This is a genomic window from Clostridium polyendosporum, assembly GCF_018332455.1.
GTDB classification, from domain to species: domain Bacteria; phylum Bacillota; class Clostridia; order Clostridiales; family Clostridiaceae; genus Clostridium_AY; species Clostridium_AY polyendosporum.
In genome coordinates, this window is the sequence record NZ_BOPZ01000002.1 from 171,690 (window position 1) to 190,594 (window position 18,905).

Below are 18,905 nucleotides of genomic sequence, written 5' to 3' on the forward strand. Positions count from 1 at the left end.
ATAATTCATTTAACGAGAAGGTAAGGGGATGATAGAAGATTATTAGAAGTGCTTAAATTTTTAATAAATCAAATAAAGATTTGAAAATGGGGGAAATCAATATGCTAAGTAAAAAATTATTGTCATTTGTATTAACAGGAATTATGGCTGCTTCATTATTTGCAGGATGTTCTAGTAAGACAGCACAGTCTAAGTCAGATGGAAAGGTGCAGATTGAATTTTTGCAATCTAAAACTGAAGCAAAAGGTACATTTGATAAGCTGATTGCGAAGTTTGAAGAAGAAAATCCTAATATTAAGATTACTCAAACTAATACACCTGATTCATCAACTGTTCTTAGAACTCGTGTTGCAAAAAAAGATGTTCCAGATGTAGTTGCTGTTGGAGCAGATACAACTTTTGCTGACGTATCAAAAGCAGGTGTATTTGAAGATCTGTCAAATTCACCACAACTAAAAAATATTCAACCAGCATACGTACAAATGGTAAAAGATGTAGCGGGAACAGATAAGGTTTATGCTATTCCATATGCTGCTAATGGGGCTGGGGTAATTTATAATAAAAAGATGTTTGCAGAACTTGGACTTACTGTTCCGAAAACTTGGGATGAATTTATAGCTGTGGCTGATAAAATAAAGGCTGCTGGAAAAATACCATTCTACTTAACATTAAAAGATTCTTGGACAACCTTACCACCATTTAATATTTTTGTTGGAAATACACAAGGAGATAATTTCTTTGCTGATCGTGCTGAAGGAAAAACTACCTTTAAAGAAAATTATAAAGAAGCAGTTGATAAATATCTCAAATTAACTGAATATGGTCAAAGTGACATTTTCGGTAAGACATATTCTGATGGAAATGTAGCTTTTGGTAAAGGTGAATCAGTAATGTATTTACAAGGAATTTGGGCACTTGCAGAAATTAAAAAAGCAAATCCAGACATTGATTTAGGAGTTTTCCCACTTCCAGTAACAAACGATCCATCAAAAACAAAAGTGGTTTCTGGTGTAGATTTACTTCTTTCATTAAGTAAAACATCAAAACATCCAGAAGAAGCGAAAAAGTTTATTAATTTCTTATTAAAAGAAGAAACAGCAAAAACATATATTAATGAACAAAAATGTTTTTCAGCTATTACAGGTATTACACAAGAAGATTCAGCTCTTAGTGGGTTAAAAGAAAGCTTCGAAAAGGGTGCATTGGTTGACTTCCCAGATCATCGTATTCCACCTGCACTTAGCATAGATAGAGAACTTCAAGCATTAGTTAAGAGCAAAGATGTAGATAAATTCTTAACAAATTTAGATAAACAATGGGATAGCTTAAAAAGCCGTAAAAAATAAAGGTTTTAAGAAAGAAGTTGGGCTTTAAGCTCAATTTCTTTCCAACCACAATTAAGGAGGAGAGTTTATGAGTGAAAGTAATTTCTCAATCGCTTTGAAGAAAATAATTCCGTTTCAGAAAAAACAAACTGTAAAGGAAAAAGGAATTGATATTGTAATATATTTAATGACGATTCCTGCAGTTCTTTTATTTGCCGCTTTTCACACATTCCCGGTAATACAAGGTATTTACTATTCATTTACGAATTGGGATGGATTAAGTTTAGAGTATAATTTTATTGGTTTTAAAAATTACTTAGATCTTCTAAAAGATACTAACATATTAAATTCTTATTTGTTTACATTTAAATTTGCAATTGTTACTACTATTATTGTAAATGTATTAAGTCTTCTAATTGCACTAGGACTTAATTCTAAAATAAAGTTTAAGAACTTTTTTAGAGCAACTTATTTTCTTCCTAATGTTTTAAGTATGCTTATTATAGGATTCATTTTTAACTATATATTTGCCAATGTTCTTCCGGTAGTAGGAACAAAGCTTGGCATAGAGGCATTAGCTGCTAATATTTTAGGTGATGATAAATTAGCTTGGATTGGAGTTGTAGTTATTGCTGTATGGCAAGCATGTGCATTCAATACAATTTTATATCTATCAGGCTTACAAACAGTACCTGAAGATATATATGAAGCTTCAGCGCTAGATGGAGCTGGTAAATGGCAAGAGTTTTGGAAAATTACTTTCCCAATAATTGCACCTTTCTTCACAATTAACATGGTGCTTGCAATGAAAAACTTCCTAATGGTTTTTGATCAAGTTGTAGCGTTAACTGGCGGTGGTCCAGGAAGAGCAACTGAATCTATTGCATTCTTAGTTTATAAATCAGGATTTTCAGGAGGCGAATTTGCTTATCAATCAGCAAACTCCGTTGTATACTTTATTGTTATTATAATAATTTCAGTTTTACAAATTAAGTTCCTACAAAAAAGGGAGGTGGATATGTAATGAAACAGAAAACAAATTGGGTTGTAACGTCTTTAATAGCAGCTGGAACAATCTTTATCTTATTTCCATTATATATAGCAATTTCTATTGCACTAAAAACACCACAAGAATTAGCAGATTCGTTATTTTCACTTCCGATTGGGTTGCATTTTGAAAACTTTACGCGAGCAATTGAAGCTACAAACTTTTTCAATGCATTAAAAAACAGTGCATTTATCACGATAGTTACAGTAGTTTTAACTGTTTTAACAAATTCCATGGTTGCTTATGCTATTGCTAGATATATGCAGCGTAAAAAGATTTTTAAATTCCTATATTACTATTTTTTAAGTGCTATGTTTGTACCATTCCCAATTATTATGCTTCCAATTGTAAAGCAGACATCTGCTTTAGGTATGAATAGCCCAGCAGGACTTATATTCCTCTACGTTGTGTATGGAATTGCATTCAATACGTTTATCTATGTAGGATATATTCGTTCAATCCCATTAGCTTTAGAAGAAGCAGCGATTGTTGATGGGTGCAGCACTTGGGGAGTATTCTGGAGAATTATTTTCCCATTAATGTCTCCTATCAATGCGACTGTTGCAATCCTTACATGTTTATGGGCATGGAACGACTTTATGTTACCACTGATCATTTTAAACAATCAAGCAGATATTACACTACCTTTAGCACAATATGTATTCCAATCAAAATTTGGAACAGATTATAACTTAGCTTTTGCTTCTTATTTAATGGCTCTATCACCAATGGTTCTTGTGTATATCATAGCTCAAAAGTGGATTATAAATGGAGTTACTCAAGGAGCAGTAAAGTAATATTAAATAGAAATATATTAATTCAAAAGGATGTTATTATTAATGAATGGAGGATTTATTATGAATAAAGCATGGTGGAAAGAAAGTGTTGTATATCAAATATATCCAAGAAGTTTTAAAGATAGTAATGGAGATGGAATAGGAGATTTAGGAGGAATCATAGAGAAGTTAGACTATTTAAAGGAGCTCGGCATTGATGTTATTTGGCTTTCTCCGGTTTACAAATCTCCAAATGACGATAATGGATATGATATCAGTGATTATCAAGATATTATGACAGAGTTTGGTACCATGGAGGATTTTGATAAGTTGCTTAAAAAAGCTCATGATAAGGGCATAAAAATCATGATGGACTTGGTAGTAAATCATACTTCTGATGAACATCAATGGTTTATAGAAAGTAGAAAATCCATAGATAATGAATATAGAGATTATTATCTATGGAAAAAGGGTGTAGATGGACAACCTCCAAACAACTGGGGATCTTGCTTTAGCGGTTCTGCATGGAAATATGATGAAAGCACAGAGATGTATTTCCTTCATTTATTCTCCCAAAAGCAGCCAGATTTAAATTGGGAAAATAAAAAGGTACGAAATGAAGTATATGATATGATGAAATGGTGGCTAGATAAAGGAATTGATGGATTTAGAATGGACGTTATAAATTTAATTTCTAAGGATCAACAGTTCCCTGATGGTCCAAAGGGAGAAACAAGTCTATATGGAGATTTTGGACCATATTCTGTTAATGGGCCAAGGGTTCATGAATTTTTAAATGAGATGAATCGTAAAGTATTATCTAAATATGACATAATGACTGTAGGAGAAACTCCAGGGGTAACCACAGAAGAAGCTATGAAATATGTTGGTAACGATAGAAACGAGCTTAATATGGTTTTCCAATTTGAACACATGGGCTTAGGTGATGGACCAGATGGTAAGTGGAGCAATCTTTCATTTGATTTAAATGACCTAAAGAGAATCATGACTAAGTGGCAAAAAGGATTAGAAAATGGAGGATGGAATAGTCTATACTGGAATAACCACGATCAGCCTAGAGTAGTTTCACGTTTTGGGAATGATAAAAAGTATTGGAAACAGTCAGCAAAAATGTTAGCAACTTGTCTTCATATGATGCAGGGAACTCCTTACATTTATCAAGGTGAAGAGATAGGTATGACTAATGTAGCTTTTGAGTCCATAGAAGAGTATAGGGATATCGAAACTATAAATGCATACAACGAACTGGTAAACATTAAAGGAAAAGATTCAGCAGAAATGATGGCAGCAATTTATGGAAGAGGAAGAGATAATGCTCGTACACCTGTACAGTGGGATGACAGTGAAAATGCAGGATTTACAACTGATACTCCATGGATAAAAGTAAATCCAAATTATAGACAAATTAATGTAAAATCTCAGTTACATGATCAGGATTCTATTTTTAACTACTATAAGAAATTAATTAGTATACGTAAGAAAAATGAGATTGTAGTATACGGAACTTACAATTTAATCCTTGAAGACCATCAAGAGATATATTCGTACACAAGAACTTTAGGAGATAAGAAGCTTCTTGTAATCTGCAATTTTACAGAGAATACTCCAGTTTTCAATCTACCTGAAGAGATAAAATATAATTCTAAAGAATTTATTGTAGGAAATTATACAACAGAGTGCGCTGGTAGTATAGAATCCTTTGAATTAAAACCTTACGAAGCGAGAGTATATTTACTTCATAGTTAGTAGATAAAGGTAAAGTATATTGAGGAAGGTTTAATTGGAAGTGTACCAACAATACCGGCAAAATCAAAGTGCATAATTGTGAAACTATATAATTTCTTATTTGCTGTAATTTCACGAAGTGAAATCTGACTAAAAGTTAATAGGCTCTATGCCTATTAACTTTTAATTTATGTACACTCAATAAACATATACTTTGTAGAATTGAATTAATATGACAGGAAAAAAGTGTTGCATTTACTATCTTTGGGGAATTTAATTGGACTTTTGCATTGCAAGTATAAGGATGGCTTTTGCATGTGACGAATGATAGTCGTATTTATGCTTGGGAGAAGATGGAGAACTAAGAAATGGGACAAAGTGGCCTTTGTAAGAAAAGAAATGCTGCAATATTAGTATCATTTTAACTGCTAGAAGTCATAATTAAAAACACACTATTAAAAGTACTACGTTTTTTAGGAGCGATTAATTATTTTTAAGTATAATAAATATAAAAAATAATGTATTTTTCTTGTATCTTTTATTACACTTTTACTACTTTTTCCAAGACCGGTTCTTGCTCAGGGTATAGGGGAAAAAAATGTACTTATTATAAGTTCTTATGGAAGCCAAAGTACTATTTTATCTAGATATGAATCAAAGCAATGGACTGACGAAATTATATCTTCAATAAATTCACAGTTTATAGATAGTAAAAAAAATATAAATGTAAAAATCGAGTATATGGGTTCGGGAGAAAAATCCTGGGATCAATACATTGAAAACTAGTGCATTTAACGAAGAACAAGAAAGTGTAGAAAAGTATATAAGTATAATGAGGCAAAACTGCTATAGACTTCTCAGAATTATAGGCAATCTTATTGATATAACAAAGATTGATGCAGGGCATTTTTTTACTCAACACTTGAATGACGATATAGTAAGTGTAGTGGAAAATATTGTACTATCAGTTGCTGATTATGTTGAAAGTAAAGGTAGTTCTATTACCTTTGATATAGAAATAGAGGAAAAAGTGATGGCGTTTGACCTAGATGCCATGGAAAGGATAATACTTAATTTATTATCAAATTCTATAAAATTTACCTCTAGTGGTGGAAGTATAGAAGTTAGTATATACAATAAGGTGAATAGTATAGTTATATCTGTTAAAGATACTGGAGTAGGAATAACTGCTAAAAAACAATCCTCCATATTTGAAAAGTTTGTTCAAGTGGACAAGTCTTTATCGAGAACTAGGGAGGGAAGTGGGATAGGTCTCTCATTAGTCAAAGAATTAGTAGCCTTACATAATGGAACTATAGAATTAGAAAGTACCCCGGGTAAAGGAAGTGAGTTTAGAATAGAGATTCCTGTAAATTTGGTACATGAAGATAAAGGCTCTACTGAACTTAGCATCTGTACAAGTGAAGACAAAGTGGAAAGAATTAAAATAGAGTTTTCTGATATATATAATTAGAAAAATGAAGGGTCATATTACTGCTAACGGGTTTACTTTAGGAGTGCAAAAACAAAAAATACACTAACTTTTGAGTACAAAATTATATTGATTTTTGCACTCTTTTTATATGACTTAAATAAAGGATTTAAAGGCATTTTTCTTTAAAATTATATTAGTTTTTGCAGTACAAAAAACAGATGTAATAAATTTATTACACCTTCAAAAATGCTTGTAAAAATGAGTGACAGTTCATTCACCCAAATTACTTTTTAGCACCATTGATTATAAAAGAAATCCTAAAGGCTTATTTTATTTCAACTGAATATTTAATTCTAATCTCTTTGTTTATATTACTTATAATATGTATTTTAAGAAAAGTAGGATACTATTACGTAATATTCTTATTTTATGAACTAAAAGTTATAAACAATTTTATTAATAGGTTATCTAAAGACTAAATAAAAAAGGATATATTATGCATGTATAATATATCCTTTACCCCTATTTATCAATATTTTTTCATTTAGGTATTGATAAAAAATTTACATCGTTTCTGCTTAAAGCTTAAAAAATTGGTTTATTTTCTAGATTATCACCTTGATCCCCATTAGGATTGCTTCTCAAGTACTCCCTACCATTTTTTGCCTTTCCAATGTTTACACCCTCTATCAAATCATCCTTTGCCATCATTATTGCTTCGTCTATTGAATATACATTCCCATTTTCAAGCATTACATCAGTTATATCTCCCTGAGGATTTTTCTTTACCTTTATAACTTTAGATTTATCACTCATACTAACACCCCACCTATATTTTTTGATATCACTTCGTGAAGTTTCTTTTTAATATTATTTGTAGTAATCTTACGTACTATTCATATATTATTCAACAACAACTTAATAATCAAAGTAAAAACCTACACTGAAATATTAATTAAAGCATAGGTTTTTTATTGCAAAAACTACTGTAAAAATGACTGTAATTTTGTGGTTTGCACCTCTAAAGTAAACCCGTTATATTACTGCAGATATATTATTTTTTTGTTAGTATGTAATATTTGGGATGACTTAAAATATATCCGTAAATAACCATTCATAATATGAAGAGATAACTATTTATATATATAAAAATATATGTGTAAGTTCATAAATTTCATGTGAAAGTTTTTAAAATATTAATTTTATGTTGATATTTTTTTGGAAAAATATGTATAATTAATTTAAATATTAAGTGGTCTTTTGTAATTTATAACAAATTTAGCTAATATTTTGCATATTATCAATATATAATTAGGGGGGGATAACTATGAAATACAAATTATTAGCAATTGATATGGATGGTACTTTTTTAAATGAAGAGCGTAATCTTACAGAAGGTAATCTTAACGCTGTTAGAAAAGCGGCAGAGGCAGGAGTAAAGGTTGTAGTTTGTTCAGGAAGAATATACCATCACTTCTTAGACATTTATTAAAAGATATGCCAAAAAATCAACCTGTAATAGCAGGTAATGGAAGTGTTATCTTTGATGATAATAATAAACAACTTCGTTATGAGTCTATAGATATGAAAACTATATTTAAAATAATTGATATGTTAAGAAAAGATTATGCTAATGTTTATTATCAGTTTTTTGATCAGGACATAGTTTGTGCTGAAAAATTTGAAAGCACAATACAACACTATTATGAAATGAACTTAACTCTTCCAAGGGAATATAGACTTGAATTACATATAATATCAGATGCAAAAAAATATCTTGAAAAAAATAATTCTATAGTTACAAAGATTGAGATTTGTAATGATGACTTAAACTTGATTCAGGAAATTAAGGATAGGCTTGAGAAAATACCTAATATAGAAGTAGTAGGTTCAGGACTTAACGGAATAGAAATAACAAAAAAAGGTTTAAATAAAGGAAACTCGCTTGAGATTCTAGCTAAACATTATGGATATTCTATTGATGAGTGCATAGCAGTTGGAAACGATGAGAACGATATAGAAATGATTAAAAAGGTAGGTCTAGGCATTGCGGTTAAAAATGCGAAGGATTATGTAAAGGAAGTCGCAGACTATATTACTAGGAATGACAACAATAATGATGCTATAGCAGAGGTTGTTAAAAAATTTATAAAACCAGCAATTTAAATAGATATCAAGTTTTTCAATGGATAATCTTATACTATAAAGTTAGTCTATATCTAGCGTTACTACACAATATAACACTGGATATAGACTAATTTTATTTTTACGTATTAGGCTATGTACATACCTGAAGCCAAGCCAATAGAAATTTATTATTAATCAGCTTTTTGAAATTTTTATATGTAACTTTTTTATTACAACGCTAGTTTCCTTAAAATGGAACTTAAACTATAATTTATTATAAGGACAAATATAAATTAATTAATACAAGAGGTAGGTATTTATATGGACTTAAACAAGGATTGTATAGATATATTGTTACATCTTAAGGAAAAAAAAGATTTTGTTAAGGTCACAGAGTTATCACAAAAATATAACCTTACGGATAGAGCAATAAGATATAAAATTGATAAGATAGAGGCCTTTTTAGTTGGTAAAGGTTTTAACTATTTTGAAAGGCAGCATATTAAAGGAATTAAATTGAACTTAAGTCCTGAACTTGAAAAATATATTGATAGTTTTATAGAAGAGTATACTCCTTACCAATATGTATACTCCAAGGAAGAACGATTTAACATTATGCTTACAAAACTGTTAGAAAGCACTACTCCAATTAATATTTCACGTTTTCAATCTAAGTTATGTATCTCTAAAAATACTGTCTTAAAAGAACTAAAGGAAGTGGAGTTCTGGCTGAACTCAAGAGGGCTAACTCTTAATAAAAAACCTAAAATTGGAGCTTATATTGATGGTGATGAAGTAATAAAAAGAAGGGCTCTTACTGAAATCACTTCTCAAACTCTTTCTTCAGAGGACATTGTTAAATATATAAACACCAAGAAAGGAAGCTCAAAAATAAATTCTCTTCAATTTGAAGCTCTTTTTTCTGAAATAGATATAGATTTTATTGATTCTGTGATAAGAGAAGCAGAAAATCATTTAAATAAAGAGTTTAGCGATGAAGCGTATGGAGGTCTTATTACTCATCTTGCAATAATGATTAAGAGAATACAGCTAAATAAAAATCTATATCTTCCTAAGACATCAATAGATGAAAATATGCATTATAAGGAAATTGAAGTAGCAAACATAATTGTTTCTAAAATTCAAAAACGTTACTCTATTATAGTACCTAAGGAAGAAGCTAATTATATAGTGTTTCATCTTCTTGGTGCTAAAATTTTAAAGAATAATGATATCTTCATGGACAATAACTTTGAAGTAAATAACCTTTATGATGTAATTTGTGTGATGGTAGATGAATTTGAAAGCATTTATGGGGTAAGTTTCCAAGCTGAAAGAAATCAGTTAGTTGATGGCCTTCTTCTTCATTTGAGACCAAGTCTTTATAGAATAAAATACAGCTTGAATATAATTAATCCTTTATTTAATGAGATAAAACTTAATTATAGCGAGCTTTTTTTTAATACTAAAATAATTACAAAACATTTAGAGAATTATGTGGGAAAATCTATAGATGATCATGAAATTTCATATATAATGCTTCATTTTGGAGCTGCTATGAGAAATCTTGAGGATAGGCTTTATAAAAAAGTAAGGGTTATTTTGGTCTGTGGCACTGGTATAGGAACTGCTAAAATGCTCGCTTCTCAACTTAAAACCGAATTTCAAATCCAAATAGTAGATACTGTTAGCAGCAGAGCAGTTAAAAATATAGATAAATTCACTTACGATTTCATCATAACCACTGTAAATATTCCAGAGCTTTTAGAAAACCAATATGTTAAGGTAAATCCAATATTACTTCCTAAGGATTATAGCAGACTGAAAAGTTTCTTAAAGCCTAAATATAAAAATTATTCTTCGTTAAAGGAACTTGACTTAGTAAATAGATTGCTTACTATAGTAGAAAAATATTGTGATATTGAGGATAAACAGCAGCTTCAGTGTGAGTTTATGTATGAAATAAAAAAAGATAATTCTATCCCGTTAAATAAATCTCTTTTGGTGCTATCTGATCTTATAAAGTGGAGCACTATAAAACTTAAAGAGAACTGTAATAATTGGGAAGAGGCTATAAGAATTGGGTGCTCTATGCTTATTGAACACGGATATGTAACAGCTGAATATACTGAGGCAATAATAGATAACCTTAAGACAATAGGGCCTTATATGGTAGTAGCACCGGGAATTGTACTTGCTCATGCTAAGCCTGAAAATGGTGTGCGACAAGTATGTATGAGCCTGTTAACATTAAAATATCCAGTTAAGTTTGGAAGTTCTATTAATGATCCAGTAAGACTTATAATAACGTTTGGTACTACTGATGGAGAGAAACATCTTAAAGTTCTTTCACAGTTAATGGATCTGTTAAATGATAAAGATTCACTATCTAAGATAATGAATTCAATCTCCAAAAATGAGGTTATGGATATCATAACTAAATATTCAAAATAACTAAAGCTGAGTTCAATTTTTAACCTCAAGATATAGTCGCATTCGTTCTTTAATACTAGAAGAAGTTTTAGAATTTAAATAGTTGAAAATTTCCGAATACATTGGAAGAGAAATGATTCTATAACGTATATTAATTATTTATCTTCAAAATTATAATTAAATCATAAGGTAAATGATTACAAAAAATAAAACTAAGCAGGCATAGAGCCTACTAAAGATAAACACTTCAATCATTACTTAATTAAGTTATGAAGTTGTTTGTCTATGAAATGACCTCAAATAAGGAGGAGATAAAATGAATAAAACTGAACTTGAATTTTTAACTAAAAAGTGTAGTTATATCCGTTCGTTAATATTGGAGGAAATCCACTCCATAGGTACTGGTCATATTGGGGGAAGCTTTTCTGCTGTAGAAGCTTTAGTGGTACTTTATCATAAAGTTATGAATATAGACCCTAAAGACCCTAAAAAACAAGGTAGAGATAGATTTATATTATCAAAAGGCCACGCAGGTCCTGCACTTTATGCAGTACTTGCTGATAAGGGTTTTTTTCCACTAAACGAACTTCAAACTCTTAATAAATCAAATACAAATCTCCCAAGTCACTGTGATATGAATAGGACCCCTGGAATTGATATGACTACTGGATCGTTAGGACAAGGTATATCCTGTGCTGTGGGTATGGCATATGCTTCAAAACTTCAAAAGGATGGAGCCTACATTTATTGCATGGTAGGTGATGGAGAATGCCAAGAAGGGCAAGTTTGGGAGGCTGCTTTATCAGCTTCACAATTTAAGTTAGATAATTTTATCTGTTTTGTAGATTATAATAGGGTTCAGTTAGATGGTTCTCTAGAAGAAATTATAAATATGAGTCCTATGGAAGATAAGTGGAAGAGTTTTGGTTGGAATGTATTTTCTATAGATGGTCATAGTCTTGAGGAAATACATGAAGCAATAATTGAAGCGCAAAAATTGCATGATAAACCTTCTGCTATTATATTAAATACTGTAAAGGGTAAGGGGATTTCATTTATAGAATCTATGGGCTTCAAAAATCACAGTATGAATATAACTGATGAAGTTAAAGAAAGAGCATTAAAGGAATTAATATAAGGGGGGAGTGTTATGGTAAGTACATTAGAGATGAGAGAAGTATTATCTAAAACTCTCGAAGATCTTATGGAAAAAGATAAGAAAATAATATTAATAGATGCAGATTTAGCTTCTGCCAATGGTACACTTTCTTTAAGAAAGAAATTTCCTGATAGAGCTTTAGATATAGGTATATCAGAGCAAAATATGGCTTCAGTAGCAGCAGGAATGTCAGCATATGGGCTTAAACCCTTTATATCTACATTTACTGCTTTTGCTTCAAGAAGAATATGTGACCAGATAGCTATATCCATGCTTTATGCCAAGCAAAATGTTAAAATTATAGCTACTGATTCAGGTATTTCTTCTCAACTAAATGGTGGAACTCACATGAGTGTAGAAGATATTGGTGTTTTAAGAAGTATACCTAATATAGTTATCTATGAGGCTGTAGATTCAATGCAGTTATTAAAGGCTCTTCCTGTTATAGCAGATTATAATGGAGTAGTTTATATTAGAATGGTTAGAAAGGATACTCCACCAGTATTTGATGATAATTATCAATTTGATCTATTCAAAGGTGATCTTTTAAAAGAGGGTTCTGATGTAACCATTATAGCTTCAGGTATTATGGTTAATGAAGCACTAGAAGCCTCAAAAATTTTAGCTGAAGAAAATATTAATGCTGAGGTTATTAACATACACACTATTAAACCAATTGATAGAGAATGTATTATAAGTTCTGCAAAAAAAACTGGCTCTGTGGTTACTTGTGAAAACCATAATATTATAGGTGGTTTGTATAGTGCAGTTTGTGAAGTTCTTAGTGATGAATGTCCTGTGCCTATAAAAGCTATTGGTATAAAAGATCACTTTGGTGAAGTGGGCAAGCTACCATTCCTGATGAATAAGTATGAGATGACAAAGGAATATATTGTTTCTGCAGTTAAGGAAGTCTTAGAACTTAAATAGTTCAAAATTTCCGAATACATTGGAACAGAAAAGGCTGTATAACTCATATTAATCATTTTTCTTCCAGAGTATAATTAAATTGAAATACAAAAGATTACAAGAAATAAAGCTAAACAGGAAGGCATAGGAATTACTTAGTTTTAGTCAGATTTCACTTCGTGAAATGGCAGCAAATAAAGGTTGAAAGAGAGGTGGTATATATGCTGAAATCATTGATAGTTGAAGATACAATAGGCGTAAAAGTACATTGTAGGAATTGGGAGGATGCTATTAAAGCAGGAACTTCCTTATTAATAAATAAGAATATAATAACTCAAGCTTACGAAGATGCAATCTTTAAAAATTTTGCTGAATTAGGACCATATATGGTTATAGCTCCTGGTATAGTACTTTCTCATGCAAGACCAGAAAATTCGGTGAAAACTTTATCAATGAGTTTAGTTACTTTGGAGAAACCAATTGAATTTGGCAGTGAATGTAATGATCCAGTAGAATTGATTATTACTTTAGCAGCCATAGACAGTAACTCTCACATTGCAGCACTTAAAGACTTAATGGATTTATTTATGAATGCAAAGGATCTTACTACTATACTCAAAGCTTCTTCTAAGCAAAAAATTCTTGATGTAATAAATAAGTATTAAAAATGATAGTTTTCACTTTTAAGTGATTATAGAAATATCCTAAGATTTTAATAACTATCTTTATATTCTGTTTAATTACGCAAATATTTTAAATAAAAATTTAATATTTTGGAGGTTTTAATTATGAAAATGTTAGTTTGTTGTGGTAGTGGACTTGGAAGTAGTTTTATGATTGAGATGAATATTCAAAAAGTACTAAAAGAACTTAATGTATCAAATATTGAGGTTGATCATTCAGATTTAGGATCTGCAAAAGGAACACCAGCAGATATTTATGTAGGAACAAGAGATATTGCTTCACAGTTACAAGGTTTAGGAAAGGCAGTTGTATCATTGAATAATATGCTAGATATGAATGAATTAAAAGAAAAAGTTTCTGCTACTTTAAAAGAGTTAGGTATTATTTAACGCTTTCATCATTTATCATACTTTCGATGGGGGGAGAATTAATATGTTAAAGTTTTTGTTGGATATTTTAAGTACTCCAGCTATATTAGTAGGTTTTGTTGCTTTTTTAGGACTCATAGCCCAGAATAAACCTAAATCAGAAACAATAAAAGGAACGGTAAAGTCAATTATGGGATTCCTAGTACTTAGTGGAGGTGCAGGAATCCTCGTAGGGTCCCTTCAATACTTTGGTAGTATGTTTCAACAGGGCTTCAATATTCAGGGTATAGTTCCAAATAATGAAGCCATAGTTGCATTAGCTCTTAAGACATATGGAACTCAAACTGCTCTTATAATGGCCTTTGGTATGTTAATGAATATTTTAATTGCTAGACTGACAAATCTTAAATATATTTTCTTAACAGGACATCATACTCTTTATATGGCATGTATGATTGCTGCTATACTAATAGCAGGTGGATTAAATGGAACTATTTTAGTTGTTGTTGGTTCGGTATTATTAGGCTTTGTTATGGCTGTCTTTCCTGCTTTAGCTCAACCAACAATGAGAAGAATTACAGGGCAAGATGATATTGCATTTGCTCATTTTGGTACTGTAGGTTATATATTATCAGCTGGAATTGGTAAGTTAGTTGGTAAAAACTCAAAATCAACAGAGGAAATGAATTTTCCACAAGGGTTGACATTCTTAAGAGATACTTCTGTGGCTATAAGCTTAACAATGGCTATACTTTACATTATAGTTGCTGTAGCTGCTGGTCCAGCATATATTGAGAATGAAATAAGTGGTGGTCAAAACTTCTTAGTCTTTGCAATTATCCAAGCTATAACCTTTGCTGCTGGTGTTTATGTAATACTTGCAGGTGTTAGATTAATCCTAGGAGAAATTGTACCAGCGTTTAAAGGGATTGCATCTAGAATTGTACCAAATGCTAAACCAGCTCTTGACTGTCCAGTGGTATATCCATATGCACCAAATGCTGTGTTAATAGGTTTCTTAAGCAGCTTTGTTGGAGGGATAGTTGGTATGTTTATACTTATAGCTTTAAAAGCTCCAGTTATTCTTCCAGGTGTTGTACCACACTTTTTCTGTGGAGCTACATCAGGTGTATTTGGTAACGCTACTGGTGGAAGAAGAGGTGCTGTAATAGGTGCCTTTACTCAAGGATTATTAATCACCTTCTTACCTGTATTATTACTTCCTACACTTGGAAACCTAGGATTTGCAAATACAACTTTCAGCGATGCTGATTTCGGTGTTGTGGGTATTATTCTTGGTAACTTCTTAAAACTTTTTATACATTAAGCTATTCTTAAATAAGAATTTAAAATAACTAATAAAAGTGGTTAACCATGAAACTAATGAGTTAAATCACATTTAATTTTGCGAAATAATATTAAATAGAGGTTGCAGATTTAAGTGAATTTGCAGCCTCTATTTATATAAAATAAACTACTATAAAGAGTATGTAACATGAGATTTTTTATATATAAGAAAGATTAAATTTAATATCAACAATTAAAAATATTATATATATGAAATGGAGGAATGAATAATGATATATATGTTAGATACAGCTAATTTGGCGGCTATAAAAAAGGCATATGACTTATATCCTTTAAGCGGAGTTACAACAAATCCAACAATTATTTCAAAAGAAAATAAAGGTTTTATAGAGATATTACAGGATATTAGAAATATAATAGGTGAAGATATTATGCTTCACGCACAAGTACTAGGAACAACAGCTGAAGAAATGATAGAGGAAGCAAAGTATCTCAAAGAAAAAATAGGTAAAAACATATATGTTAAAGTTCCAGTAACTCAGCAAGGAATTAAAGCTATTAAGATTTTGAAAAAACAAGATTTTAAAATAACTGCAACGGCCATTTTTACAGCCCAACAGGCATTAATGGCAGGAGTAAGTGGGGCAGATTTTGTTGCTCCTTATGTTAATAGAATAGATAACATAAGTGGTAATGGAGTAGAAGTTGTAAAAAACATAATCGATCAAATAAAAGTATATAATCTAGATACTAAGGTACTAGCAGCATCCTTTAAAAATGTTCAGCAGGTTCATGAGGTTTCAAAGATTGGAGTACACTCAATAACTGTTAATCCGGAAATAATGGACAAAATGTTAGAGCATCCACTTACTGATTGGAGCGTAAATGAATTTATTAAGGATTGGAAAAAAGTTTATGGACAAAGTTCAAACACTATAATAAGTGAAGTTTAGTAATTTATAGATTAATTATAAAGTATATAGAAATCAGGGGGTGTCTCAAAATAGAAAGGAAGAATTTCTATTTTCAGTCAGCCCCTTAAAAAATTTATTATGAAAAGAGTAAAAGTTCAATTGAAATAAGAGAGAAAGTATAACTGCATTGGAAATTTTAATATAGTATAAGATATGTTAAATTTTATATATATTTTATAGATTTATAGAATATATATAATTATAAAATAAATAAAGGGGATGTTATTAATGGAGGCTTTGGCTATTTTCGGATTATTAGTATTTGTTTTCATATTAATAGGTATTGTTTTTTATATAATTTTTGCTTATGCCTTCTATAAGATGGCTATGGATGCAGGTTTGGAAAATCCATGGATGGCTTGGATTCCTATACTACAATTGTACATTTTAGGTAAGTTAATTAAATCATTAAAGATTGGAAGCTATGAGATACCAAATATAGAATTAGTACTTCCAGCTGCAAGTCTACTAGTTATAGTGTTGAATAAGACTCCAATTATAGGCAGTTTACTATCGCTAGCTAACTATATTCTTATGCTGTTTGCATTAAACAAGATTTATAAGATGTATAAGCCAGATCAGGCTACACTATTTACTGTTTTAAGTATATTTGGACTTCCTATTCCTTTCATCTTCATGTCTATAAAAGATCTTAAGCCAATAGAAGATTAAGAGAAATGGATGTTTGTCCTGCTACAGTGTTTTGTTGGCGGTTCGCTATAGTTTCTGTCAGCAGTGGTTAGGTATATGAAATATTAAACAACTGATTGCATTGATAGAAGATAAAATTTCCCAATTACCCCACATTAAAATATACTTACAAATTTATTAATAATGTAAATAAAAGTCTATATCTAATATTTAAGATATAGACTTTTATTTGCTGTTATTTTAATTTACTTTTACAGCTGGAGATTGTTTTGTGGTAAGTGTATAGAAAGTAATAAAGTATTAGTTAACAAATTATTATCAAAGTAATAATTTGTAGAGTATACATAATAAATTTAAAATTAGACTATGTTGATATATGACTATTTTTTAGGGAAACCCGATTTGGGCTTCCCTTAATTCACATTTTAAGAATAAATAAATTAAGTGGTTTTATAATAGGATAACTCTCCATTCATAACAATTTTACTTTTATTAGGTACTTGTATAGAAATTAATATAATATTTAAAAAATCAACTGAACTTGCTACTGCATTAATTATACAAATAAACTTCAATATAGGAGTTAAATACCCTATTGGCCCCAAAATTAAAATACTTCCCACTGAAATTAATAGGAAAGGCATAGCTGCAATGAATATATATCGCTCCTTTGTTATGATTTCTTCTGTATATGCATAACCTCCAAACCACGTTAGTCCTAAAAAGGTATTATCTGAATTTAAAAAGTTTGGTACAAAAATCAAATGAATAATTTCATGAATATAAATAAAGATAATGATAATGAATATATCTACAACGTTAATTGTCATAGAAAAATTATGTTGCTGAACTCCGAAATCTGCCAAAGTTATTGGCGAAAACAAATTGATTATATATATAGATATAAATCCTAAGAAAATCATAAGTGGGATTGAAAATATAATTGACTGGATGATATTCTTAGGTTCTTTTATTAAAATCCAACCATCCCCTAATAATAGAGCATTTTTTTCTTTATTACATTTAGGAATCTTATTTCGTATTCTCAAAATAATACCTCCATTTTTGTATTAACACCATATCTTACAATTGTGCTTTTATTTCATTATAAAACTATATTAATGAAATGGGTTAAAAGTGTGACTAAGTTACTTTTAACCCATAAGAACATGACTTAAAGGTATGATGCATATTCCTAAAAAGATTGAAAATAGATAAACCTTATCATACCCATATTGCCTTGAGGTAGGTATTAGCTCTGCAAAGGAAATATATAGCATAATTCCAGTTAGTGTAGCAAAAATAACAGATAAAATAATGTCATTTATAAAAGGTCTTAAAAATAAAAAGGCGAGTAAAGCTCCCACTGGTTCTGCAAGTCCTGAGATAAAGGTATATTTGAAGGCTTTAGCTTTACTACCAGTAGAATAATATATTGGCATAGCAATTGAAATGCCCTCAGGGATGTTATGCAAAGCAATTGCTAATGTTATAGTACTTCCTAAAGTAATATTATCATAACTAGAAACAAAGGTGGCAATTCCTTCAGGAAAATTGTGTATCATAAGTGCTATCATAGAAACAAATCCAATTCTATATAATTTTCCAGCCTTCTCACTAGGAACTTTACGAGGAGCCTCAGGTATAAACTCATCTATAAGCATAGCCATTAGTGCTCCTATAATAAGGAATAATAGGGTGTAGAGTACACCGTTAATATTTCCATGATATTTACTTAAGATTTCCTCAGCAGATACAAAGAGATCTGTGAAAGAAACTGTTATCATAACTCCTGCAGAAAATGCTAAAGCAAAAGTTATAAGTTTTTTATTTTGTGATTTAGAAAAGAAAATAATAAATGCACCCAAAACTGTGGACATTCCTGCAATGGAAGATAAAAGTAAGGGTATAACAGATCGATTTTCAAACATAATATTTACCTCTCCAGTAATATTTAATAAT

18 protein-coding genes are annotated in these 18,905 nt (G+C 30.3%); 15 read left to right on the forward strand and 3 right to left on the reverse strand.

Features of this window, described 5'->3' with window-relative positions:
* Window positions 1-101 precede the first annotated feature (101 nt).
* The 5 genes from CPJCM30710_RS01855 to CPJCM30710_RS01875 all read left to right on the forward strand — a co-directional run bounded on the left by CPJCM30710_RS01855 (window position 102) and on the right by CPJCM30710_RS01875 (window position 6,369).
* The gene (locus CPJCM30710_RS01855) at window positions 102-1,346 is read left to right on the forward strand and encodes an ABC transporter substrate-binding protein (protein WP_212902468.1); all 1,245 of its coding nucleotides are present in this window, start codon (window positions 102-104) and stop codon (window positions 1,344-1,346) included.
* 166 nt (window positions 1,347-1,512) lie between these two features.
* The gene (locus CPJCM30710_RS01860) at window positions 1,513-2,349 is read left to right on the forward strand and encodes a carbohydrate ABC transporter permease (RefSeq protein ID WP_246503432.1); all 837 of its coding nucleotides are present in this window, start codon (window positions 1,513-1,515) and stop codon (window positions 2,347-2,349) included.
* On the forward strand, window positions 2,349-3,170 hold the full coding sequence (locus CPJCM30710_RS01865; protein WP_212902470.1) for a carbohydrate ABC transporter permease: 822 nt from the start codon (window positions 2,349-2,351) through the stop codon (window positions 3,168-3,170). The genes CPJCM30710_RS01860 and CPJCM30710_RS01865 overlap by 1 nt, the downstream gene beginning before the upstream one ends.
* Window positions 3,171-3,230: 60 nt before the next feature.
* Window positions 3,231-4,916 carry a glycoside hydrolase family 13 protein gene (locus CPJCM30710_RS01870; protein WP_212902471.1) on the forward strand — a complete coding sequence of 562 codons (1,686 nt, stop codon included), beginning with the start codon at window positions 3,231-3,233 and terminating at the stop codon, window positions 4,914-4,916.
* Between the two features lie 754 nt (window positions 4,917-5,670).
* The gene (locus CPJCM30710_RS01875) at window positions 5,671-6,369 is read left to right on the forward strand and encodes a sensor histidine kinase (protein ID WP_308442609.1); all 699 of its coding nucleotides are present in this window, start codon (window positions 5,671-5,673) and stop codon (window positions 6,367-6,369) included.
* A gap of 546 nt (window positions 6,370-6,915) precedes the next feature.
* On the opposite strand, the gene CPJCM30710_RS01880 is transcribed toward CPJCM30710_RS01875, so the two are convergent.
* The gene (locus CPJCM30710_RS01880) at window positions 6,916-7,146 is read right to left on the reverse strand and encodes a DUF3892 domain-containing protein (RefSeq protein WP_212902472.1); all 231 of its coding nucleotides are present in this window, start codon (window positions 7,144-7,146) and stop codon (window positions 6,916-6,918) included.
* Window positions 7,147-7,657: 511 nt separating this feature from the next.
* On the opposite strand from CPJCM30710_RS01880, the gene CPJCM30710_RS01885 reads away from it, so the two are divergent.
* The 10 genes from CPJCM30710_RS01885 to CPJCM30710_RS01930 all read left to right on the forward strand — a co-directional run bounded on the left by CPJCM30710_RS01885 (window position 7,658) and on the right by CPJCM30710_RS01930 (window position 16,964).
* A complete protein-coding gene (locus CPJCM30710_RS01885) occupies window positions 7,658-7,822 on the forward strand; it encodes an HAD family hydrolase (protein ID WP_212902473.1) in 165 nt (54 codons plus the stop codon).
* A complete protein-coding gene (locus CPJCM30710_RS01890; protein WP_212902474.1) occupies window positions 7,780-8,496 on the forward strand; it encodes an HAD-IIB family hydrolase in 717 nt (238 codons plus the stop codon). The genes CPJCM30710_RS01885 and CPJCM30710_RS01890 overlap by 43 nt, the downstream gene beginning before the upstream one ends.
* Before the next feature lie 282 nt (window positions 8,497-8,778).
* A complete protein-coding gene (locus tag CPJCM30710_RS01895; RefSeq protein WP_212902475.1) occupies window positions 8,779-10,911 on the forward strand; it encodes a BglG family transcription antiterminator in 2,133 nt (710 codons plus the stop codon).
* 295 nt (window positions 10,912-11,206) lie between these two features.
* The gene (locus CPJCM30710_RS01900) at window positions 11,207-12,028 is read left to right on the forward strand and encodes a transketolase (RefSeq protein ID WP_212902476.1); all 822 of its coding nucleotides are present in this window, start codon (window positions 11,207-11,209) and stop codon (window positions 12,026-12,028) included.
* Window positions 12,029-12,040: 12 nt separating this feature from the next.
* Entirely contained in the window at window positions 12,041-12,979 is a 939-nt protein-coding gene (locus CPJCM30710_RS01905; RefSeq protein ID WP_212902477.1) for a transketolase family protein, read from the forward strand.
* Window positions 12,980-13,179: 200 nt separating this feature from the next.
* Window positions 13,180-13,623, forward strand: a complete 444-nt coding sequence (locus CPJCM30710_RS01910) for a PTS sugar transporter subunit IIA (RefSeq protein WP_212902478.1) — start codon at window positions 13,180-13,182, stop codon at window positions 13,621-13,623.
* A 123-nt stretch (window positions 13,624-13,746) separates the two neighbouring features.
* Entirely contained in the window at window positions 13,747-14,031 is a 285-nt protein-coding gene (locus CPJCM30710_RS01915) for a PTS sugar transporter subunit IIB (RefSeq protein ID WP_212902479.1), read from the forward strand.
* Window positions 14,032-14,074: 43 nt separating this feature from the next.
* Window positions 14,075-15,337: a PTS ascorbate transporter subunit IIC gene (locus CPJCM30710_RS01920; RefSeq protein WP_212902480.1), complete on the forward strand. Its 1,263-nt coding sequence runs from the start codon at window positions 14,075-14,077 to the stop codon at window positions 15,335-15,337.
* A gap of 250 nt (window positions 15,338-15,587) precedes the next feature.
* Entirely contained in the window at window positions 15,588-16,271 is a 684-nt protein-coding gene (locus tag CPJCM30710_RS01925; RefSeq protein WP_212902481.1) for a fructose-6-phosphate aldolase, read from the forward strand.
* Window positions 16,272-16,520: 249 nt separating this feature from the next.
* Window positions 16,521-16,964, forward strand: coding sequence for a hypothetical protein (locus CPJCM30710_RS01930; protein ID WP_246503426.1), 444 nt, complete (start codon window positions 16,521-16,523; stop codon window positions 16,962-16,964).
* A gap of 419 nt (window positions 16,965-17,383) precedes the next feature.
* Here the strand turns inward: CPJCM30710_RS01930 and CPJCM30710_RS01935 are convergent, their stop codons facing one another.
* Both CPJCM30710_RS01935 and zupT read right to left on the reverse strand, forming a co-directional pair.
* Complete coding sequence (locus CPJCM30710_RS01935; protein WP_212902483.1) at window positions 17,384-17,992, reverse strand: DUF3267 domain-containing protein; 609 nt, start codon at window positions 17,990-17,992, stop codon at window positions 17,384-17,386.
* A 105-nt stretch (window positions 17,993-18,097) separates the two neighbouring features.
* Entirely contained in the window at window positions 18,098-18,874 is a 777-nt protein-coding gene (gene zupT, locus CPJCM30710_RS01940) for a zinc transporter ZupT (protein WP_212902484.1), read from the reverse strand.
* Window positions 18,875-18,905: the final 31 nt, after the last annotated feature.

Bases quoted from the DNA above. Each gene is read 5' to 3' on its own strand.
- CPJCM30710_RS01895 (WP_212902475.1), top strand. From the start codon at position 8,779: ATGGACTTAAACAAGGATTGTATAGATATATTGTTACATCTTAAGGAA.
- CPJCM30710_RS01930 (WP_246503426.1), top strand. From the start codon at position 16,521: ATGGAGGCTTTGGCTATTTTCGGATTATTAGTATTTGTTTTCATATTA.
- zupT (WP_212902484.1), bottom strand. From the start codon at position 18,874: ATGTTTGAAAATCGATCTGTTATACCCTTACTTTTATCTTCCATTGCA.
- CPJCM30710_RS01915 (WP_212902479.1), top strand. From the start codon at position 13,747: ATGAAAATGTTAGTTTGTTGTGGTAGTGGACTTGGAAGTAGTTTTATG.
- CPJCM30710_RS01855 (WP_212902468.1), top strand. From the start codon at position 102: ATGCTAAGTAAAAAATTATTGTCATTTGTATTAACAGGAATTATGGCT.
- CPJCM30710_RS01900 (WP_212902476.1), top strand. From the start codon at position 11,207: ATGAATAAAACTGAACTTGAATTTTTAACTAAAAAGTGTAGTTATATC.
- CPJCM30710_RS01880 (WP_212902472.1), bottom strand. From the start codon at position 7,146: ATGAGTGATAAATCTAAAGTTATAAAGGTAAAGAAAAATCCTCAGGGA.
- CPJCM30710_RS01865 (WP_212902470.1), top strand. From the start codon at position 2,349: ATGAAACAGAAAACAAATTGGGTTGTAACGTCTTTAATAGCAGCTGGA.
- CPJCM30710_RS01885 (WP_212902473.1), top strand. From the start codon at position 7,658: ATGAAATACAAATTATTAGCAATTGATATGGATGGTACTTTTTTAAAT.
- CPJCM30710_RS01870 (WP_212902471.1), top strand. From the start codon at position 3,231: ATGAATAAAGCATGGTGGAAAGAAAGTGTTGTATATCAAATATATCCA.
- CPJCM30710_RS01920 (WP_212902480.1), top strand. From the start codon at position 14,075: ATGTTAAAGTTTTTGTTGGATATTTTAAGTACTCCAGCTATATTAGTA.
- CPJCM30710_RS01925 (WP_212902481.1), top strand. From the start codon at position 15,588: ATGATATATATGTTAGATACAGCTAATTTGGCGGCTATAAAAAAGGCA.
- CPJCM30710_RS01905 (WP_212902477.1), top strand. From the start codon at position 12,041: ATGGTAAGTACATTAGAGATGAGAGAAGTATTATCTAAAACTCTCGAA.
- CPJCM30710_RS01860 (WP_246503432.1), top strand. From the start codon at position 1,513: ATGACGATTCCTGCAGTTCTTTTATTTGCCGCTTTTCACACATTCCCG.
- CPJCM30710_RS01910 (WP_212902478.1), top strand. From the start codon at position 13,180: ATGCTGAAATCATTGATAGTTGAAGATACAATAGGCGTAAAAGTACAT.